The organism is Bacillus sp. FSL R10-2201 (assembly GCF_038008665.1).
GTDB classification, from domain to species: Bacteria; Bacillota; Bacilli; order Bacillales; family Bacillaceae_G; genus Bacillus_A; species Bacillus_A mycoides.
Genome location: NZ_JBBOZP010000001.1, coordinates 3933972 through 3953463, shown reverse-complemented (window position 1 = coordinate 3953463; position 19492 = coordinate 3933972). Strand labels below are relative to the sequence as shown.

The following is a 19492-nucleotide window of genomic DNA, read 5'->3' as shown; positions in this document are numbered from 1 at the left end:
TATATATTATGAAACTGGTACTGTTTTTTCTTTCTTCCATGAAAGACCAAATCCAGTGAAACCAACAATAATTGTTAAGACCGGGCAAGCTAAACAGAAGATTGCGAATGGAACGTAATCAAATGTCGGAACGCCAAGGACGTTTGTTAAGAATACGCCACTTACACCCCATGGTACGAGCGGGTTAATAACTGTACCTGCATCTTCTAATACGCGTGATAAATTACGACGTTCTAAACCGACTTCATCGTATTTGTTAGCGAATGCTTGTCCTGTTAAAACGATTGATAAGTATTGTTCGCCAAGTAAGAAGTTTACACCAATTGCAGTTGAAGCAGTAGAAATAATTAAGCGTGTGCTATTTTTTACAAAGCTAGAGATAATATTCATCAGCTGCGCTATAATACCCATTCCTTGTAATAATCCTCCCATACAAAGAGCTAGGAAAATAAGAGCAATCGACATCATCATACTTTGTAGACCACCGCGAGATAGTAAGCTATCAATGTCTTTAATACCAGTTTTAGAAACGTAGCCGTCTTGCATAATTTTCATTAAATCAGCTAAAGAAGTGCTAGGTTTAAAAATAAAGAGAATAATAATTCCTACAACAATTCCTGCAAGCAATGTTGGAACTGCTGGAACCTTTTTAAATGCGAATAGGAACAGTAATAAAATTGGAATAAGTGTAACGATAGAAATCGTTGTGTTTTTTTCTAACGTGCTAATAAAGTTTGTGAAGTCAACGTCTCCACTAATACCGCTTCCTAAAATGAAAAATGCGATAAAAGCAATAATGAAAGCAGGAACTGTTGTCCAAAGCATGTTGCGAATATGCTCAAATAAATCTACACCCGTTACAGCAGGAGCTAAGTTTGTTGTATCAGATAAAGGAGACATTTTATCTCCAAAGAATGCGCCAGAAATAATTGCACCAGCGATTAGAGCTGGATCGTATCCGAGAGCACTACCCATACCCATAAAGGCAAGTCCTACAGTTGCGGCAGTTGTAAAGGCACTACCGATACTTGTTCCAACAATTGCACAAACTACAAAAACAGTTGGAACGAAAATTTTAGGAGATACAATCTGGAAGCCGTATACCATTAAAGTTGGAATTGTTCCAGCAGCGATCCAAACACTAATTAATACGCCTACAAGTAAGAAAATAAAAATAGATGGAATACCAGCTGAAATACTACTGATCATCCCTTTTTCCATAGTAGACCAAGAGATTTTTTTCATAAATCCAAATGCTAATAAAAGAACGATACCAAATAAAATTGGGATGTGTGGTGAAACTTCTAATTGGATAACACTAAAGCCAATACAGAAAAAGATAAATAATGTTAAAAGAACAGATTCAATTTTTGAAACCATTGTTTTTCCCTCCTAAGTAATCTAAAATAGCTCTTTTTTATATAAAATTAGCCAATATTGTATATTTCCTTCTAAAATTTAGAATTTTGTGACAAATTACCGGTAATTGTCAACATCTCAATATGATACGGAAATGATTGGATAAAAAAACGCCCCTGCATATAATTATGCAGGGACGAAGAAATCGCGGTACCACCCTAGCTTGTGAAAGGAATGTATCACAAAATAAAGGGTCATATGATATGCGCTCATAAAATAAAAACGCCCCTGCAATATATGCAGGGACGAAAAATTCGCGGTACCACCCTAAATTGTGAAACAGTTTCATTTCACCACTCTTTAGACATAACGGTCTAAACCGTCTTTCACTACTCCTCACGTTTCGTAAAAGAAGCTCCAGGGGGTAATTCATAAATCGCTCTGTACTGGTTCGCACCGACCACCAGCTCTCTGAAATCAGAAAACGAAATACTACTAAATCCTATCAACGCCGATTCATATGATGTTAGTTAAATTTTTATCATATATTCATCATACATGTCAATAAAAACATTCGATATTTTTTTAGGGAAATAAAGGAGAAATGTTTTTCATACTGTAAAAATGTGCGTTATAATGAATTTGAAAGGGGAGGAAAGAGTGAAGAAAAAAATAATTCTTTTTACCACCTTACTAGTCGTTGGCGGAAGTGCTGGAATTTACACAGCTTTTGCAGCTGAATCAGAGCAGTCGAAACAAAAGCAAATACAGCAGTCAGAAGTGAAGAAAGTGAAAGAAACTGAAGAGAAGAAATCGATGGAAAAAGCAGCTACTAAACTAGGAGTTTCTACTGAGGGGAAAACAAAAGAAGAGGTTACAAAAGAAGTAGATACCGCTAGATTTGAGCAGCGCCATGATTTGTTAATTGAGCATGCTAAGCAACTTGGAATTGATACAGAAGGAAAAAAAGATGAAGAGATTATTTTAGAAATTGGAAAGATACAACATGGAAAGTAGAACAACTTATCGTATGATAAGTTGTTCTTTTTTGAGAACTATTTTATTTAAAAATAATTGACAGTCATTTGTTTTTAATGTTAACTATATTTATAAATGAGTTAACATTAGGGGTGACAATTGTGGCTATTAATAGTAACACGAGTGAAAAATCGTCTTATACATATGAAGAATTATCGAAGAAGAATAAAGATTACGTATGGCACCCATTTACACAAATGAAAGATTATTTAGAAGAAGATCCTGTCATTATTGAACGTGGAGAGGGAAGAAAGCTATACGATGTAAATGGAAATGAATATTGGGACGGTGTTTCATCTATTTGGTTAAATGTTCATGGGCATCAAGTACCAGAACTAGATGAGGCAATTCGCGAGCAATTAAATAAAATTGCTCATTCTACTATGCTAGGACTTGCTAACGTTCCATCTATTTTATTAGCAGAAAAAATAATTGAAGTTGTACCAGAAGGTTTGAAGAAAGTATTCTATTCAGACTCTGGTTCTAGCGCCGTTGAAATTGCAATTAAGATGGCCTTTCAATATTGGCAGCATAAAGGAAAACCGAAAAAACAAAGATTTGTTACATTAAAAGAAGCATATCACGGTGATACGATAGGTGCTGTTTCAGTAGGAGCAATAGACTTGTTTCACCAAGTGTATAGTTCACTATTATTTGAGGCAATTAAAATGCCGTATCCATATACATATCGTTCTCCTTATGGAGATAATAAGGAACAAATTGTAAAGAAACATTTAGAAGAAATGGAAGAAATGCTACAAGAAAAACATGAAGAAGTAGCAGCTATTATTGTGGAGCCATTAATGCAAGGTGCTGGTGGGATGATTACAATGCCAAAAGGATACTTAAAAGGGCTTCGCGATTTATGTACAAAATACAATGTATTATTTATTACAGATGAGGTAGCGACTGGATTTGGGCGTACCGGGAAAATGTTTGCATGTGAACACGAGGATGTAACGCCAGACATTTTAACAGCCGGAAAAGGTTTAACAGGTGGTTATTTACCAGTGGCAATTACGGTAACGACAGATGAAATTTATAATGCCTTTTTAGGAGGCTATGAAGAACAAAAAACGTTTTTCCATGGTCATAGTTATACAGGGAATCCGTTAGGGTGTGCTGTAGCAATTGCAAATTTAGAACTATATGAAAAAACTAATTTAATAGAAGATGTTGCGTATAAAGCAGAATATGTAGCGGCACAATTAGAAGCTCTTAATGAATATAAGCACGTAGGAGATATTCGTCAGTGTGGGCTAATGGTTGGTATTGAACTTGTGAAGAATAAGGAAATGAAAGAATCGTTTGAATGGACAGAAAGAGTCGGCGTTCAAGTATGTAAACGTTCAAGAGAGCTGGGCATGATTTTGCGACCACTCGGTAATACGATTGTATTTATGCCTCCTCTTGCATCTACGGTGGCTGAGATTGATGAGATGTTACGCATTTTATATAAAGCAATCTCGGATGTTACGGAGGGAGAGTAATGAGTGGTTTCTTTATAACAGCAACGGATACAGAAGTTGGAAAAACGGTAGTGACAGGAGCATTGGCAGGTATATTTCGAGAGCGTGGACATAATGTTGGTGTATATAAACCGTTGCAAAGTGGACATGTTGCATCAAATCCTGAGGGTGATGCAGCAAGGTTAAAAGCATTATCGGGTGTACCGACAGAAGAAGATGAAATTTGTCCTTATTCCATTGAAGAACCACTTGCTCCGAGACTTGCCATGAAAAGAGCTGGAAGGACAGTAACGTTAAAAGAAATTACTGCTCACTATAATGAACTACTAAAAAAGTTTAATAGCCTATTTGTAGAAGGGGCTGGTGGGCTTGCAGTTCCATATACAGAAGATGCTTTAGTGATTGATTTTGCAAAAGAATTACAGCTTCCTCTTATTGTAGTAGCGCGTCCTACGCTTGGGACAGTTAATCATACTATTTTAACAATTTCTTATGCAAAAGCACATGGATTAAAAGTAGCAGGTGTAATTTTATCTGGATGTAAAGGATATGAAAAAGAAAGAGTGCAAGAAAATAAAATAATGATTGAGGAGTTAAGTGGCGTGCCGGTTTTAGGGTTATTACCATTCCTTGAAGGAGAGTTTACAAAGGAAGAATTATTAGGGGCGGCAAAAGAGCATATTATGATTTCAAAATTAGAGGAGCTCATCCAAAATGAATCAAATGTGGCGCACGCATCTTCAATCTAAAGTAGAACAATTAAAGGAGCAAGGGCAGTATCGTAATTTACATGTAACAGAGAAAGCGGAAGAGACATGGCTTATTCGAAATAAGAAAAAGATGCTAAATTTAGCATCGAATAATTATTTAGGATTAGCTGGAGATGAAAGGTTGAAAGAAGCTGCTATTGCCTGCACGAGAAAATATGGAACTGGAGCGACAGCATCTCGTCTCGTTGTAGGAAATTATCCATTGTATGAAGAGGTTGAGAAAATTATATGCAACTGGAAAGGTACTGAAAGAGCATTAATTGTAAATAGTGGGTATACAGCAAATGTAGGTGCTATATCTGCTTTAGCTTGTCGTCACGATATGGTTTTTAGTGATAAATTAAATCACGCAAGTATTGTTGATGGAATTATATTAAGCGGAGCAGAGCATAAAAGATATCGTCATAATGATTTGGATCATTTAGAAAAGATGTTGCAAATAGCGTCACCAGAAAAGAGAAAATTAATCGTAACAGATACGATTTTTAGTATGGATGGAGATATTGCATATTTGAGAGGCTTAGTTCAGCTGAAAGAGAAATACGGGGCAATCATTATAGTTGATGAAGCACATGCAAGTGGAATATATGGAATCAGTGGAGCCGGATTATCTCATGTAGAAAAAGATATTGCTCAAAAAATTGATATACATATGGGGACGTTTAGTAAGGCTTTAGGGTGTTATGGTGCGTATTTAACGGGCGATTCCATTTATATAGAGTATTTACAAAATATGATGAGAAGCTTGATTTTTACTACAGCTTTACCACCAGGAACATTAGGGGCGATCCGAAAAGCAATTGAAATTGTGAAAGAAGATAACGAAAGAAGAGAGCGACTTATAGAGAATGGTGCATATTTCAGGACGCATTTACAAGAAGCTGGTTTTGATATTGGGAATAGCTCAACTCATATTGTACCGATTGTAGTTGGGTCAAATGAAAATACTTTACGGTTTAGTGAAAGGTTACAAGAGGTAGGTATCGCAGCCATTGCAATTCGTCCGCCGACTGTTCTGGTTGGTAGTTCTCGAGTCCGTTTTGCAGTTACGTCACAGCATACAATAGCCGATTTAAAATGGGCTATTCAGCATATTATACGCATTGGTAAAGAAGAGGGGTTTTTAGTATGAAAGAGCTAAAGCTTATTTTTATTCCAGGATGGGGAATGGAAGAAGATGTTTGGACTTTGGTTCTGCCGTATTTTAAAGGATATTCTGTTCAATGTATAGATTGGCGTAACGTGAAAGAACAAAGTGAATTTGCGGGGCGAATAATAGATGTAGCGCAGGATGAAAATGTAATTTTAGTTGGATGGTCACTAGGAGCGTTAGCGGCAGTACAAGCTTATAAAAAGATTAAGGCCCAAGGTATGGTACTAATTGGTGGTACCGCTAAATTTACCAATACAAGTGACTATACAAGTGGATGGAATTCCTTGCATATAGAACGTATGAAAAAGAATTTAACGAGAAAAAAAGAAGATACTTTGAAGCGTTTCTATGAAAATATGTTTACAAAAAGTGAGCTGAGGGAGAATACGAGTTTTGAAGAGATTGCGCAGAAGTTTAAAGGAGACTCGATTCAGTCTTTACAATTAGGCTTAGATTATTTAATAGAAACAGATATGAGAAATGAAGTAATAGATATGAAAGCCCCGCTGTTACTCCTTCATGGAGAGCAGGATGTAATATGTCCATTGTCTGCAGCCCATAGTATGGCGAATAATACGAATGCCAATCTAAAAGTAGTAAGTGGTGCTGGGCATGCATTATGTGTAACGAATTTTGAATATTGCGCAAATGAAATTATTCAATTTGTAGAGGGGATACGACATGATCAACAAAACGTTACTGCAAAAACGGTTTAACGGGGCGGCTATATCCTACGATCAATATGCAAATGTACAAAAAAAGATGGCGCATTCGTTACTTTCTACATTGAAGGAACGATATAGTGAAACATCATCGATACGTATTTTAGAACTTGGATGCGGGACAGGATATGTAACAGAGCAATTATCAAATTTATTTCCGAAAGCTCATATTACAGCTGTGGATTTTGCTGATGAGATGATTGCAGTCGCGAAAACTAGAAAAAGTTTGGAAAATGTGATGTTTCGATGTGAAGATATTGAACAATTAAAATTAGAAAATCCATATGATGTCATCATTTCAAATGCTACATTTCAATGGCTTAATGATTTAAAAGAGACAGTGAAAAATTTATTTAACTATTTGTCTGAAGAAGGAATATTATTATTTTCCACGTTTGGTAATACGACTTTTCAAGAATTGCATACGTCTTTTCAGCGTGCTAAGAAAGAAAAGGGGATACACAATTGTACTTCAATAGGACAACGATTCGTTTCGAAAGAACAGTTAGTGAATATATGCAAAAATCCATTAGGAAATGTACATGTTTCTGAAACGTGTTACATAGAAAGCTTTACAGAAGTTAGGGAGTTTCTACATTCTATTCGAAAAGTAGGGGCAACCAATAGTAATGAAGAGTCTTACTGTCAAAGCCCTTCACTCTTTCGTACGATGCTTCGTATATACGAAAGAGACTTCACGGGAAAAGAAGGGATAATGGCAACATATCATGCTTTATTTACGTATATAACAAAAGAGGGGAAGAGATGAAATGAAACAAGTACAAACAAAAAGGGATTGGAAAAAACTTGCATACGACGTAGTAGAAGAGAAAATGATTACGAAAGAAGATGCAATTGCAATATTAGAAGCTGATGATACAGAGGTTTTAGAAATTATGAATGCAGCTTACATCATTCGCCATCATCATTTTGGTAAGAAAGTAAAGTTGAACATGATTATAAATACGAAATCTGGATTATGTCCTGAAGATTGCGGGTATTGTTCACAGTCTATTATTTCAGAAGCACCGATTGATAAGTATGCATGGTTAACACAAGAGAAAATTGTTGAAGGAGCGCACGAAGCAATTCGTCGTAAAGCAGGTACATATTGTATTGTTGCATCTGGTCGTCGTCCGACGAATAAAGAAGTAAATCACGTTATTGGAGCAGTTAAGGAAATTCGTGAAACGACAGATTTAAAAATTTGCTGTTGTTTAGGATTTTTAAATGAAGATCAAGCAGGTCAGTTAGCAGAAGCTGGTGTGCATCGTTATAATCACAATTTAAATACGCATGCCAACAATTATGATAGCATTTGTTCAACGCATACGTATGACGATCGTGTTGATACAGTCCAAAAAGCGAAGCAAGCCGGTATTTCTCCATGCTCTGGAGCAATTTTCGGAATGGGAGAAACGATTGAACAGCGCGCTGAAATTGCATTTGAATTACAACGTTTAGATGCGGATTCTATTCCATGTAATTTCCTTGTTGCTGTAAAGGGTACTCCGCTTGAAGGACAAAAAGAATTAACACCTGTAGAATGTTTAAAAGTGCTGGCGATGATGCGTTTTGTAAATCCAACAAAAGAAATTCGTATTTCAGGTGGTCGAGAACTTAATTTACGTTCTGTACAGCCACTTGGTTTATTTGCAGCAAACTCTATCTTTGTCGGGGACTATTTAACAACAGCTGGACAAGAGCCGACTGCGGACTGGGGTATGATTGAAGATTTAGGGTTTGAGATTGAAGAATGTGCGCTATAAGATAGATGAAAAGCAAACTCTTTAAAGGGTTTGCTTTTTTTTGTAAATAAAATGTAATAAAAGTCCATTAACGCTTGATAGTAGTCACTTTTGGACGAGAAAAATAATTTTGTGGACGAATTTTCCAAGCCCTAATTGTACATAGTAAAAATGTAATTTATATCGGGTTGGAGGATTTTACATGTACAAATACATATTAACTATTATGACCTGTCTGATTTTAATAAAAGCGATAAGTGCTGATCCAGTTAAGGCGGCTGAAAATCCTGAACAAAAAGAAATGCAACAAAGAATTGAACAGCATTTTCGAACGAAAGCTGAACATTTTGGGCTTGAAACAGAAGGAAAAGATTTAAAAGAAGTGAGGAAGGAAATTTCTATTATAGAAGAAGCGGAAAAGAGAGAAAATGTGTGGAGAACAGCACAAGCTCTTCGTATAAAAACAGAAGGAAAAACGATGGATGAATTAATAGAAGATGTACGAAAAAAGGTGAGAAAATAAAAAAAGAGGCCGTAGCCTCTTTTTTAAGCCCATTGTTTTGATAAATGAGCCATTTCGATCGCAGCAACTGCCGATTCATATCCTTTATTACCAGCTTTTGTACCTGCACGTTCAATCGCTTGTTCAATTGTTTCTGTCGTTAATACACCGAAAATAACTGGAATGTCCGTTTGTAGTGATAAAGACGCAACACCTTTTGCTACTTCATTACAAACGTAATCGTAATGTGTTGTAGCACCGCGAATTACTGTACCTAATGTAATAACAGTATCATATTTTCCGCTATTGGCCATCTTTTTAGCGATTAAAGGAATTTCAAATGCACCAGGAACCCATGCAACATCAATATCATTCTCTTCTACACCGTGACGCTTTAATCCATCTAAAGCTCCACCAAGTAACTTACTTGTAATAAACTCATTAAAACGTCCAACAACAACCCCAACTTTTAATCCTGTACCAACTAAATGACCTTCGAATACCATAATGTATCTCTCCCTTAATTATAAGTTTAGTAAATGTCCTAATTTGCTTGCTTTCGTTTGTAAATACGTTTTATTTTCTTCTTTTGTTGGCATTTGCAACGGTACACGCTCGGTTACTTCTAAATCGTAACCTTGTAAGCCAGCAATTTTTCGTGGATTATTCGTTAATAATCGTAAACTTTGTAAGCCTAAATCTTTTAAAATTTGAGCGCCAATACCGTAATCACGAAGATCAGCTGGGAACCCAAGTTTTTCATTTGCTTCTACAGTATCTAACCCTTCTTCTTGTAACTTATAAGCGCGAAGCTTATTCAGAAGGCCAATTCCTCGTCCTTCTTGTCTCATATAGAGAAGAACACCTTTTCCTTCACGCTCAATTTGAGCAAGTGCAGCATGTAGCTGTGGTCCGCAATCACAGCGGCACGAACCAAATACATCTCCTGTTAAGCATTCTGAATGAACGCGTACAAGTACAGGTTCGCCTGTTGAAATATCACCTTTTACGAGCGCGATATGTTCTTTCATATCTAATGAGTTAGAATAGCCAATTGCATGGAAAGTACCGAAATCTGTAGGTAATGTAATTTCCACTTCTCTCGTCACAAGTGTTTCGTGATGGCGGCGATAAGCAATTAAATCTTCTATTGTAATCATTTTTATATCAAATTGTTTTGCGCACTCTAGTAAATCAGGTACACGTGCCATCGTACCGTCCTCATTTATAATTTCGCAAATGACTCCAGCTGGTTCTGCTCCGCAAAGTTTGGCTAAATCGACAGCGGCTTCTGTATGACCAGCACGGCGCAGTACACCGCCTTCTTTCGCAATTAATGGAAAGATATGTCCAGGGCGATTGAAATCAGCGCCTTTTGATGCAGGGTTTAACAATTCTTGTATCGTAGTTGCACGTTCATGAGCGCTAATCCCTGTTGTTGTAGAAACATGATCAATGCTCACTGTAAACGCAGTGTGATGTGAATCTGTATTATGAGATACCATTGGTTCTAACTGTAGACGTTCTGCGTACTCCTCCGTAATGGGTACACAAACGAGACCACGACCGTGTGTAATCATAAAATTAATCGTTTCTGGTGTAATGTACTCTGCTAAAGCAATAAAATCGCCTTCATTTTCTCGGTTTTCATCATCACATACGATAACAACTTTTCCTTGTTTTAAATCTTCTAGAGCTTCTTCAATACGATGAAACATTGTGCTTCCTCCTTATAGAAATCCGTTTTCTTGTAAAAAGCTTTCGGTCATTGAACCAGTTCTTTTTGCGGGCTTTGAGATAAAGCGTTCAATATATTTTCCAATCATGTCACACTCAATGTTTACGATGTCCCCGGCTTGTTTTTCTCCGATTATAGACTCGCTTACTGTGTGGGGGATGAGTGAAATTGTAATTGAAGATTCGTCTATATCAAATATTGTTAAGCTAGTGCCATCAACAGCAACGGATCCTTTATGCAAACAATAGCGTAGTAATTCATCAGAAATTGCTATTTTGTAATAGATGGCATTGTAATGTTGTTTTTTAGTTAAAATCGTACCGATGCCATCGATATGTCCGGTGACGAAATGTCCACCGAATCGTCCGTTTGCAGCCATCGCCCGTTCTAAATTCACTTTGGCACTTGGCTTTAGCATACGAAGTGATGTTGCTTTCATTGTTTCAGGCATTGCGTCGACAGTGAATGAAGTAGTCGTAAAAGTAGTTACTGTTAAGCAAATGCCGTTAACTGCGATACTATCACCCAATTTGACATCCGATAAAATTTGCTTTGCGCTAATAGTTAGCTTCATTGCTTCACCACTTTGAGTCATGCTTGATATCGTTCCTAACTCTTCTACGATTCCTGTAAACATTCCGTCACCTCGCTTTTTAAGGTTGCAACAATTTTTATATCATTACCGATTTGTTTCATCTCTTGAATTGTTAAGGAAAGTGCATCTTGTAACTTCGAAAAACCAGCTCCGCCAAATAAGGTGGGGGCATCTTTTCCACCAATTAATTTCGGGCTTATATAGGTCACGATTTCATTAAAACTATTTGTTTTTAAGAAGTTTGCATGCACCGTTTGACCACCTTCAACGAACAGAGAAAGAATTTTTTTCTCACCGAGTAGGGATAGGACATCTTGTATTTCAATTTGCTGTGTTTTCATTTGGAATACAGCTATATTGTTAGATTCATAAGACGCTATTTTCTCTTTGCTTACATCCTTACCGACAATAATCCATGTCGGAGTTAAGCCATCTGTTATGACATGAGAAGATGGCGGCGTTCGTAAGTGGGTATCTAAAATAACGCGTATAGGATGTTTACCTCCGTTTGGAATTCGTGTTGTTAAGTGTGGATTGTCAGTTAGAACTGTATTCACACCGACTAGGATAGCATCATGTATATGACGATATTGGTGAACGTCAGCGCGTGCTTCTTCGCCTGTAATCCACTTACTTTCACCGGTTACAGTTGCTGTTTTTCCATCTAAGCTCATTGCTGTTTTTATTGTTACAAAGGGACGTTTCGTTTTCATATAGTGAAAAAAGTATCGATTTAATAAAGTGGCTTCCGCCCCAAGAACACCAGTAGTTACCTTGATTCCAGCTTCTTCCAATATTCTTTTTCCATTGCCGGAAACGAGTGGATTGCAATCAAGAGTAGCAATTACAACACGCTGAACTCCTTTTTCAATGAGTAATTCACAGCAAGGGGGTGTTTTTCCAAAATGGCTACACGGTTCAAGTGTTACATAAACGGTAGCGTCTTTTGCTCTTTCACCAGCCATGTGAAGAGCATGAACTTCAGCATGTTCTTCACCAGCACGCATGTGGGCACCCATTCCAACGATTTTCCCATCTTTAACAACAACGGCACCAACCATAGGATTTGGGCTTGTTTGTCCCGATGTTCCTTGTGCTAACTGCAAGGCAATCCTCATATATTCTTGATCTGTCATTCTTTTCACCTCTCCTGAAAAAATCAAAAAACCCCAAGGATTTTATATCCTTGGGGTTTGGGAGACGTGATTTCTAGAAATATAGTTCGAATACGAAAGTATAGGAAAGAAACCTAACGATGACTGATATTTTGGCATAAGGAAAAAACCTAGCAAAATATCAAATTCTTTCAACGCTAGTCGTATCTTTTTATTTCAGTATAGAAACATAACTATACAAAATAAAACATATATAAAGATTCAAAATGAAACTTTAAAAATATGCATACTGAAATAAAAGTGTATTCGCTATATAAAATTACTAGAAAACATATCCTTCTCCCATCCAGACTATACTGTCGGCCCTAGAGTTTCACTAGATCCACCGTTTTCGCGTTGAAAACGGGTCACGGACTTAGAAGCTATCGCTTCATCACCGCCGGTTGGGAATTTCACCCGACCCCGAAGGATGTTGTTTGCTCACATTATAGCACAAAAAAGAAAAAAGCATAGTAAAAAATGTTCGAATGTGAAGAATTGTTTGAAAATATATGCCGATTTGAATGGGGACGAAAGTAATAGAAATGTTGAAAGGGGAAGGGCTGTATAGGCTTTGATCAAAAGAAAAAACATACACAAATAAATGTGCATGCTCTTTAAATATTTATTCTGCCTCTGGTGCTCTAACAACAGACTCGAATTTGCCTTTATGCGAAGCATCGCAATAAGGCATGTTTTTTGATAAACCACAACGACATAAAGAAAATGCTGGTTTTGCTGGGAATACATTCCCTTGTGAGTCAACTAATTCCACGTCCCCTGTAACGCGAAAAGAGCCATTATCATTCACTTTAATTTGTACTTTTGCCAACGTTATCCCTCCTTTCCAAACGCTTACTCTCATCATATAATTAGGGAGAGTACTTGACAATATAAAAAGAGCACTTTGTTTGAGAGAGAAGAGAGTGTTATAATAGTTTTTATAACTGACTAGAGTAAGGTGACGAAAGATGGATAAAAAATTACACACACTACAAAATATTGCAAATGAGCGCACATGGGCATCATTTTTGAATGATAATCATCCATATAGTTTACTTCATTGGTCAATCGCAGGTGTAGGACAAGAACCGAAAGATGTTTGGTTACTTCAAGATGAGGTAACTTTTCAAACGACGGAATTCCCAACGCTAGACGAGGCAGTAAAGTGGATTTCTGAAAATATGGAACAAGTTACAGACGTTTTAGCGCAGTAAAAAAACAGGCTTATGCAAGCCTGTTTTTTGTTTCTTTTACATATGTGTTTAAAAATTGATCGATGGCATCTTCGTACTCTTCTTTATTTTCATTATAAGAGCAAGCGTGTGCACCATGTTCTGCAATATAAAGCTGTTTATTATTTTCTTTCGCTTCATAAAGTGATTTCGTCATATCAGATAAAATATAGTCATCATCTTTACTATGAATAAAGAGAACCGGATTGTTAATATTTTTTATACAATCAATTGGTGAAACTTCACGAATTGTATAGCCATCACGAACTTTTAAAAAGGCATTTGCTAAAGGTAATAAAGGCCATTTTGGCAAATGAAACTCAACTTTCAAACGATGTTGTAACTGTCCATAAAAATCAGAGAAAGGACAATCAGCAATATAAAAATCAGCACCATCTTCTACAAGTCCTGCATATTGAAGAAGAGTTGCAGCACCCATAGACTCACCATGAATTCCGAGTGTAATATTCGTTCCGAAACGATCTTTTAGCCAGTCAACTACTGACTTTAAATCATGTTTTTCATAATAGCCATAACTTGTTGTTTTACCACCGGTTTTACCATGACGGCGATGATCATAAATAAATACGTTATATCCTCTATTTAAAAATAAGTTTGCATATTTAACGGAATTCATTTTATTTACAGTCACACCGTGGCAAAAAATCATAAATTTATTGGAATGACCAGCTGGCATGTAATATCCGTGAAGTTCGTATCCGAATTGAGAAGGGATGTGAACCTCTTCTTTTTGAATAGCCTTAAAATCGTCCAAATGAAAATGCTTTTTCGTTTCGCGTTCTAAAACTTCTTCCTCTGTTTTTTTCTTCAAGTACATAACTTTATTTGTAAAGAAAATCCCAATCGCAGTTAGTGCACCTAGTATAGTAAACAATGCTGTAAAAAAACGTTTCATACTTTACCTCATCCTCCAAATACCTCTACATGTGATACACTAACATTGTATCACAATGATGTGAAAAGGGGAGAAATCGTGTATGGTTCATATACAAAAAATCACACCAGAAATGAAAGAAGCAATTCAGGATTTTATGTGTGAAAACTGGGGAAGCTCAATGATGGTCTCGCGAGGCAGAGTACATCAATTAGAAGAATTACCTGGTTTTATTGCACTTAGAAATAACAGAATAGTGGGAATTATAACATGTAAAGTGATAGAAAACATGTGTGAAATTGTATCGTTAAATAGTTTTGAGGAAGGGAAGGGGATTGGTACAAAACTGGTGGATTGTGTATTGCGAGTGGCAAAAGAGAACGAATGTAAAAAAGTGTGGCTTATTACGACGAATGATAATATGAACGCACTTCGTTTTTATCAAAAACGTAACTTCATGATGACGAACTTGTATATTGATGCGGTAAAGGAAGCACGAAAAATAAAGAAAGAAATTCCGTTTATTGGTTATGATAATATCGCGATTTCACATGAAATTCAGCTGGAGTATATTTTCTGAGTAGAGTGGAAATTGTGTAACAATTTTCAGAAATATAAAACAATAACCTTGACGAATGTTATATTTTGGTTTAATTTAAAATTGTAATCTATTACCATATTAAGGGGTGACGATGTGGCAACTATACGTGATGTTGCAAAATTGGCCGGTGTTTCAGTTGCAACCGTTTCAAGAGTCATTAACGAAAAAGGATATGTCCATGAAGATACGGTGAAACAAGTAAAAAAAGCAATTGAAGAATTACATTATAGACCGAATGCTACAGCAAAGCCTTTATTTAAACAACCTTCAACGGTGATTGCATTACTTGTAGATAATTTGCATAATCCATCATACATCACTTTGCTCCGTTTCGTTGAGGAAATAGCATACAAAGAAGGGTATCAAGTAATAGTTTGTAATATAGAAAATAAGAATAGATACATAGATATGTTGGAGCAAAATAACATTGCAGGCGTTATAATGACGAAATCTGTTTTTCGAAGTATAGGAGAAATCTCACTTCCTTTCGCTGTGCTTGAAGAACGACAATCTCTTATGAGCTATTATGAAAGTGGACAGAAAGCTGTTTCTTTATTAAAAGAGAAAGGCTGCCAGTTTCTTGCTTATATCGGTGAGGGAGTAGAGAGTGAAGAAATGGAAGAGCATGTGGCAGGATTTCTAGATACTGCTTGGAAAGAAGGACTTTCTTATCGAGAGGAAATTGTACAAGGGTATACGAATCAACAGTTTCTTGAATTGTTACAAAAGCATCCATACATAGATGGGGTTGTAGCTTCAAGTGATAAGGTCGCTATTGAGCTAATCAGGGCGGCGAAAACTCTTAATATTCATATACCAGGTAAGTTACAAATCATTGGATTTAACGGGAGTGTAGAGGGTGAATGGATAAGTCCATCATTAACGACGATTGGAAGTTATATCGAAGAAAATGGGGAAATAGCTTTTCAACAGTTAATAGGAAAAATAAAGAAGAAACAAGTGCGACAAGAAGAAGTGGAAACAGAATTTAGGTGCATTGAGAGAGAAACAACACTATAAAAGGTGCGTTTTTAAAACGCACCTTTTATAGTGTAATTGCGGCAATAAAGCCGAATATAAGTAACGGTATATTATAGTGAAGAAATGTTGGGACACATGTATCCCATATATGATGGTGCTGACCATCAGCATTTAAACCGGACGTTGGTCCAAGTGTACTATCAGATGCTGGAGAACCTGCATCACCAAGTGCACCAGCTGTACCGATAATTGCGATTGTAGCCATGGGACTAAATCCGAGCTGTACGCATAATGGTACGAAAATTGTTGTTAAGATTGGGATGGTTGAAAAGGAAGAGCCAATTCCCATCGTAACGAGAAGTCCAATAATGAGCATAAGAAATGCAGCAAGCGGTTTATTATTTCCGATTATATGTGCACTCGTTTGCACAAGAGATTCAACATGTCCAGTTTTTCGAAGAACAGCGCCAAATCCAGCGGCAGAAATCATAACAAATCCGATAAAGGACATCATACGCATTCCACTCGTTAAAATAGCATCGGCTTCTTTAAGAGGGAGGCTACCGCTAACTGATAAGACGATAATACCTGCTAAAGCACCAAAAATCATTGATTCTGTTGCTAATTGCACAGTTAATGTAGCGAGTATTGATAATAAACCCAAAGTAATGCTTCTTTTCGTATAGGGAACGATTTCATTCTGTGCAGAATGAATTTGTTCTGTTTCATATGTACGTGGTTTTCGGTATGTAATGAAAACCGCTACACATAATCCGATAATCATACCGATTGCTGGAATAGTCATCGCTTTTGGAATAAGTGCGACATCAAATGTAAGACCGCTTTGCGCAGCATTTGTTTGCAATACGTCATGATAAATTTTTCCGAACCCTGCTGGAACCCACATGTAAGGGGTAATTAACCCAAATGTAATAAGACATGTTACAAGCCTACGATCCACCCTCAGCTCATTTAATACTTTTAAAAGTGCTGGAATTAAGATTGGGATGAAGGCGATATGAACAGGGATAATATTTTGTGAGAAACAAGCCATTGTTAAAATGATAAATAATATAAGTATTTTAGAATAGACTTGTTTTTTCGTGTCTTGTTCGTTGCCGATCCATTTTAAAGCTGATTGGATCATTGCATCAGGAAGTCCTGTTTTTGAAAGGGAAATAGCAAATCCACCGAGCATTGCGTAGCTTAATGCGATAGGAGCACTGTTCCCAAGACCGGCTGTAAAAGTACTAATTGTTTCTGAAATACCGAGTCCGCCGATAAGTCCGCCTGTTAAAGCTCCAACGATAATGGCGACAATGACTTGGACACGTAACAAACTAAGCAGTAGCATGACTGCTACTGCGATGAGTACAGCGTTCATAATAAATGTAATCTCCCTAATTTTTATTCTGTTAAGGCAAGCAAGTGTTTGTAGTGACATATACTTGCGACATATCATTATAAAATGTTTTCTATGAAATGTAAAAGCGCCTTTTGTTATTAATGTTGAAAAGATAGTTCTTGTTTAATTGATTGTAAAGATTTAGCGAATAACTCAGGCTCTTCTAAATCTGGAGAATGTGCCGAGTTTGGAAACCAAATCATCTTTTTAATAGGAGCTTGAATGATATCGCAATATTGTTGAACGAGTGCATAAGGAGTTTGATAATCATAGCGACCAGAACAAAAATAAACAGGAATAGATAAACTTGAAATAGATGAAAAGAAATCGATTGTCAGCATCTCTTCCCATAAAAATCCGGATTTTAAATTTCCTGCGAGAAATTTGAACCAATCTAATAGCGTATATTCAGGAGAAAAGAAGCCTTTTCGTATGAAAGAAAAGGAAGATCCATTTTGGATTGCTCCTCCGAATGTACCAAGCCACTTTCTTTGAATAATGAGGCGTCTCGTATCTAAAAAGGGTGGTTTCCCTAATTTTAAAAGAGAAGCTAATGCCTTTTTATGGTCATGTTTTTTGGCAGAGCTAATTAAATGTTGATATAGTAATTCTTCATTTTGCTTCATATGTACGATTTGACCGATGCCGATGTATGCTTCTATATATTCGGGACATTGATTAGCGATTTGTAGTCCGATAATACTTCCCCAAGAATGACCTGCGAGAAATAGTTTTTGCTTATTAAAGCGTTTGAGAAGATATTGAATAACCTTTTTTGCATCTGAAAAAAATTGATCAATCGTAAGATTTGTTTGGATGTCCCGCCATAAAAAGGATTTACCTGCCCCTCGCTGATCCCAATTAATAACGATAAAGTGCTTTTCTAACTCTTTTTGAAAATGGCGAATAAAGCCGATTTGTGCCATACCAGGGCCGCCGTGACAGCATAATAAAATAGGCTGTTCCACGTTTTGACCGCGTATAAGGAGAGATTGTTTCCGGTCATTAATCATAACGCTTTCTATCGTAGCGATACTGTTAGGGATTAGTTGCTTTTTTTCGTTGTAAAACTGAGGGGTATGGCTACGAAAAAGCATATGTAAACCTCCTTTTCTTAAATGGTATGAATCGCACAGGCTCTTTCTTTTGCATATACTACTAGAAAATCATTGTATCATAACATACTGGTTTGATTTCAAGTTTAGGCGATTAAGAGAGGAGGGAGAATGTGACGATTGGAGAAATTATTGATTCTTTAAATAGACGCGAATCAATCGCTATTATAGCGAAACGGCTTGAAATGAGCCCATATACATTATCAAAGAAATTAAGGGTGATTGGATATGAATATGATGGAGAGCAGAAAAAACGTATCTTTATAGGTGATGGCGAAGAGCCACGTCATTTGCAAATCCAAGAAGCTACTGCCCTTCAATATGCAAAAACAGACTATCAATTACTAATTTATGAACAATTACAAAGCATTTATGAATTGCTAAGAAAAAGAGAAGAAGTAAGTGTTCAAATTATAAGTAAGAGCACAGAGAAAAAGAAACGAACCTTTTCGATTAATATAGAAGTATTAGCAAGACTAGATGTTATATCGGAATCAAAAGGGATTCAAAAGTCTAAAATTGTAGAAGAAGCACTACAGGAATTTTTGCAACGGTATGATGTTAATCATGAAACGTATCCAGAGAAATAAAAGAAAGGATACTATGTTCCATATAAGAGCGTGTATCCTTTCTTTTATTTCATTTTTTGTTTTGTTTCGAAAAGTAATATAGGAACCAAACGGCATGATTTTGTTCATCAGCTGCTGCGCGCCGAAATGTTTCTTTCACTTGTTGATTTGTCGTTTCGTCAGCAATTTCTAAGTAAAAATCAACTGTTCGTTGCTCATCTTGCCGAATTTCAAGGATTTGAGTTCGTTCATTTATGTCTGGAGCTAAAGTAGCTAATCTAGCATAAAAATGAATGGCGCTATATTCTCCATTAATTGCTTTCTCAATACTACGAATGTGTTTGTCGATACAATGTATCGTCATTGTTTGATAGAAATACATACAAATTTCCCCATTATAGTTTTCTATATACTACGAAGAAACAAGGGGCTATGTGCGTATC

At 36.5% G+C, this 19492-nt stretch carries 22 protein-coding genes, 1 riboswitch and 1 other annotated feature; of the genes, 12 read left to right on the top strand and 10 right to left on the bottom strand.

Annotation, left to right across the window (positions count from 1 at the left end; genetic code table 11):
* Nucleotides 1-6 precede the first annotated feature (6 nt).
* A complete protein-coding gene (gene nhaC / locus NSQ69_RS20330) occupies nucleotides 7-1380 on the bottom strand; it encodes a Na+/H+ antiporter NhaC (RefSeq protein ID WP_078177762.1) in 1374 nt (457 codons plus the stop codon).
* Between the two features lie 277 nt (nucleotides 1381-1657).
* Nucleotides 1658-1877 (bottom strand) — a binding site (T-box leader).
* A gap of 142 nt (nucleotides 1878-2019) precedes the next feature.
* On the opposite strand from nhaC, the gene NSQ69_RS20325 reads away from it, so the two are divergent.
* The 8 genes from NSQ69_RS20325 to NSQ69_RS20290 all read left to right on the top strand — a co-directional run bounded on the left by NSQ69_RS20325 (nucleotide 2020) and on the right by NSQ69_RS20290 (nucleotide 8782).
* Nucleotides 2020-2376 (top strand): hypothetical protein, encoded by a 357-nt coding sequence (locus tag NSQ69_RS20325; RefSeq protein ID WP_002128995.1) that lies wholly within the window; start codon nucleotides 2020-2022, stop codon nucleotides 2374-2376.
* 77 nt (nucleotides 2377-2453) lie between these two features.
* Nucleotides 2454-3887 (top strand): adenosylmethionine--8-amino-7-oxononanoate transaminase, encoded by a 1434-nt coding sequence (gene bioA, locus NSQ69_RS20320; protein ID WP_078177764.1) that lies wholly within the window; start codon nucleotides 2454-2456, stop codon nucleotides 3885-3887.
* Entirely contained in the window at nucleotides 3887-4615 is a 729-nt protein-coding gene (gene bioD / locus NSQ69_RS20315; protein ID WP_201031742.1) for a dethiobiotin synthase, read from the top strand. Before bioA ends, bioD begins: the two co-directional genes overlap by 1 nt.
* Complete coding sequence (bioF, locus tag NSQ69_RS20310) at nucleotides 4581-5768, top strand: 8-amino-7-oxononanoate synthase (RefSeq protein WP_341099630.1); 1188 nt, start codon at nucleotides 4581-4583, stop codon at nucleotides 5766-5768. The genes bioD and bioF overlap by 35 nt, the downstream gene beginning before the upstream one ends.
* Nucleotides 5765-6505, top strand: coding sequence for an alpha/beta fold hydrolase (locus tag NSQ69_RS20305; RefSeq protein WP_002128989.1), 741 nt, complete (start codon nucleotides 5765-5767; stop codon nucleotides 6503-6505). The genes bioF and NSQ69_RS20305 overlap by 4 nt, the downstream gene beginning before the upstream one ends.
* Nucleotides 6471-7280 carry a malonyl-ACP O-methyltransferase BioC gene (bioC, locus tag NSQ69_RS20300; RefSeq protein ID WP_002128987.1) on the top strand — a complete coding sequence of 270 codons (810 nt, stop codon included), beginning with the start codon at nucleotides 6471-6473 and terminating at the stop codon, nucleotides 7278-7280. The genes NSQ69_RS20305 and bioC overlap by 35 nt, the downstream gene beginning before the upstream one ends.
* Nucleotide 7281: 1 nt before the next feature.
* A complete protein-coding gene (bioB, locus tag NSQ69_RS20295; RefSeq protein WP_002014986.1) occupies nucleotides 7282-8280 on the top strand; it encodes a biotin synthase in 999 nt (332 codons plus the stop codon).
* A 181-nt stretch (nucleotides 8281-8461) separates the two neighbouring features.
* Complete coding sequence (locus NSQ69_RS20290; protein ID WP_002088493.1) at nucleotides 8462-8782, top strand: hypothetical protein; 321 nt, start codon at nucleotides 8462-8464, stop codon at nucleotides 8780-8782.
* A gap of 23 nt (nucleotides 8783-8805) precedes the next feature.
* On the opposite strand, the gene ribH is transcribed toward NSQ69_RS20290, so the two are convergent.
* The 5 genes from ribH to NSQ69_RS20265 all read right to left on the bottom strand — a co-directional run bounded on the left by ribH (nucleotide 8806) and on the right by NSQ69_RS20265 (nucleotide 13080).
* Nucleotides 8806-9267 carry a 6,7-dimethyl-8-ribityllumazine synthase gene (gene ribH / locus NSQ69_RS20285; RefSeq protein ID WP_098776606.1) on the bottom strand — a complete coding sequence of 154 codons (462 nt, stop codon included), beginning with the start codon at nucleotides 9265-9267 and terminating at the stop codon, nucleotides 8806-8808.
* An 18-nt stretch (nucleotides 9268-9285) separates the two neighbouring features.
* Nucleotides 9286-10479: a bifunctional 3,4-dihydroxy-2-butanone 4-phosphate synthase/GTP cyclohydrolase II gene (gene ribBA, locus NSQ69_RS20280; RefSeq protein WP_002167711.1), complete on the bottom strand. Its 1194-nt coding sequence runs from the start codon at nucleotides 10477-10479 to the stop codon at nucleotides 9286-9288.
* A gap of 12 nt (nucleotides 10480-10491) precedes the next feature.
* The gene (ribE, locus tag NSQ69_RS20275; RefSeq protein WP_078177768.1) at nucleotides 10492-11136 is read right to left on the bottom strand and encodes a riboflavin synthase; all 645 of its coding nucleotides are present in this window, start codon (nucleotides 11134-11136) and stop codon (nucleotides 10492-10494) included.
* Nucleotides 11118-12230, bottom strand: a complete 1113-nt coding sequence (gene ribD, locus NSQ69_RS20270; protein WP_340953281.1) for a bifunctional diaminohydroxyphosphoribosylaminopyrimidine deaminase/5-amino-6-(5-phosphoribosylamino)uracil reductase RibD — start codon at nucleotides 12228-12230, stop codon at nucleotides 11118-11120. The genes ribE and ribD overlap by 19 nt, the downstream gene beginning before the upstream one ends.
* 309 nt (nucleotides 12231-12539) lie before the next feature.
* A riboswitch (FMN riboswitch) is annotated at nucleotides 12540-12683 on the bottom strand.
* 190 nt (nucleotides 12684-12873) lie between these two features.
* Nucleotides 12874-13080 (bottom strand): CDGSH iron-sulfur domain-containing protein, encoded by a 207-nt coding sequence (locus NSQ69_RS20265; protein ID WP_001151582.1) that lies wholly within the window; start codon nucleotides 13078-13080, stop codon nucleotides 12874-12876.
* Nucleotides 13081-13219: 139 nt separating this feature from the next.
* Here NSQ69_RS20265 and NSQ69_RS20260 point away from each other — a divergent pair, with 139 nt between their 5' ends.
* Nucleotides 13220-13465: a DUF2552 family protein gene (locus NSQ69_RS20260; RefSeq protein ID WP_002014992.1), complete on the top strand. Its 246-nt coding sequence runs from the start codon at nucleotides 13220-13222 to the stop codon at nucleotides 13463-13465.
* Between the two features lie 10 nt (nucleotides 13466-13475).
* Here the strand turns inward: NSQ69_RS20260 and NSQ69_RS20255 are convergent, their stop codons facing one another.
* A complete protein-coding gene (locus NSQ69_RS20255) occupies nucleotides 13476-14399 on the bottom strand; it encodes an alpha/beta hydrolase (protein WP_002014993.1) in 924 nt (307 codons plus the stop codon).
* Between the two features lie 82 nt (nucleotides 14400-14481).
* Here NSQ69_RS20255 and NSQ69_RS20250 point away from each other — a divergent pair, with 82 nt between their 5' ends.
* Together NSQ69_RS20250 and NSQ69_RS20245 are read left to right on the top strand one after the other, a co-directional pair.
* On the top strand, nucleotides 14482-14958 hold the full coding sequence (locus NSQ69_RS20250; protein ID WP_002128979.1) for a GNAT family N-acetyltransferase: 477 nt from the start codon (nucleotides 14482-14484) through the stop codon (nucleotides 14956-14958).
* Nucleotides 14959-15072: 114 nt separating this feature from the next.
* The gene (locus tag NSQ69_RS20245; protein WP_201056892.1) at nucleotides 15073-15999 is read left to right on the top strand and encodes a LacI family DNA-binding transcriptional regulator; all 927 of its coding nucleotides are present in this window, start codon (nucleotides 15073-15075) and stop codon (nucleotides 15997-15999) included.
* Between the two features lie 25 nt (nucleotides 16000-16024).
* Here NSQ69_RS20245 and NSQ69_RS20240 read toward each other — a convergent pair whose 3' ends face one another.
* On the bottom strand, nucleotides 16025-17344 hold the full coding sequence (locus tag NSQ69_RS20240) for a Na+/H+ antiporter family protein (RefSeq protein WP_002014950.1): 1320 nt from the start codon (nucleotides 17342-17344) through the stop codon (nucleotides 16025-16027).
* A 119-nt stretch (nucleotides 17345-17463) separates the two neighbouring features.
* The gene (locus NSQ69_RS20235; RefSeq protein ID WP_341099629.1) at nucleotides 17464-18462 is read right to left on the bottom strand and encodes an alpha/beta fold hydrolase; all 999 of its coding nucleotides are present in this window, start codon (nucleotides 18460-18462) and stop codon (nucleotides 17464-17466) included.
* A 131-nt stretch (nucleotides 18463-18593) separates the two neighbouring features.
* Here NSQ69_RS20235 and NSQ69_RS20230 point away from each other — a divergent pair, with 131 nt between their 5' ends.
* Nucleotides 18594-19070 carry a ribbon-helix-helix domain-containing protein gene (locus tag NSQ69_RS20230; RefSeq protein WP_002014948.1) on the top strand — a complete coding sequence of 159 codons (477 nt, stop codon included), beginning with the start codon at nucleotides 18594-18596 and terminating at the stop codon, nucleotides 19068-19070.
* Nucleotides 19071-19119: 49 nt separating this feature from the next.
* Here the strand turns inward: NSQ69_RS20230 and NSQ69_RS20225 are convergent, their stop codons facing one another.
* Nucleotides 19120-19431: a ferritin-like domain-containing protein gene (locus NSQ69_RS20225; protein WP_002014947.1), complete on the bottom strand. Its 312-nt coding sequence runs from the start codon at nucleotides 19429-19431 to the stop codon at nucleotides 19120-19122.
* Nucleotides 19432-19492 lie beyond the last annotated feature (61 nt).